This window comes from Maricaulis virginensis, assembly GCF_027922185.1.
GTDB classification, from domain to species: domain Bacteria; phylum Pseudomonadota; class Alphaproteobacteria; order Caulobacterales; family Maricaulaceae; genus Maricaulis; species Maricaulis virginensis.
Window position 1 is genome coordinate 1 of sequence record NZ_BSFE01000023.1, and the last position, 664, is coordinate 664.

Below are 664 nucleotides of genomic sequence, written 5' to 3' on the forward strand. Positions count from 1 at the left end.
CCCTGCGCTCCCTTGAGGATCCGGTGAGCCGGGGCGAAGGGAGCCATGCCGTCACCCAGGACCATGTTGGTCTCCATCGCGGAGCGGAGCCGGAGCGCGATGGTCTGGGTGAAGAGGCCGCGCATGTCGATGACCTCTTTGCGGGGGTCCTGGACGAAGGCGACCACGACGACGCCGACTGCGCGGCCGATGGAGAGGAGCCGCTTGAGGAGCCGCTCTGCTTCCTTCTTGGTCTCGTTGTCGGCGTAGGCCGTCAGTGAGGCGAGTTCGTCGATGACGAGGAGGTAGAGCGGGTCACCGAGGCCGGGCTTGTGGTTGCGGGAGTGACCGCGCATGGCTTCGGTGCGCTCATCAGCGATGCCGACGAACTCCCGCAGCATCTCCACGGCCTGCCCACCCTTGACGGCGATCTTCGTGAACAGCGGGGCACCCATGGTCAACTCCATGCCGCCCTTGAGGTCGATGCCGTAGGCACGGACGGCATCAACGGCGATAGCCGGAGCCAGGGAGCCGACGACACCCCACAGGAAGGAGCCCTTGCCTGCGCCGGAGGCACCAACCACCAGGGTGTGGCGCTGTTCGATCTGCAGATCGATGGGCTTGCCGGACTGGCGGCGGCCGAGGCGGACCGATTCGGTCTGCATTCGAGGCTCGGGCATCGCGG

General features: G+C 67.0%; 1 protein-coding gene. It reads right to left on the reverse strand.

Features of this window, described 5'->3' with window-relative positions; genetic code table 11:
- A partial coding sequence (locus tag PKE71_RS17550; RefSeq protein WP_271188317.1) for an FtsK/SpoIIIE domain-containing protein occupies positions 1–644 on the reverse strand: 644 nt, incomplete at its 3' end.
- Positions 645–664 lie beyond the last annotated feature (20 nt).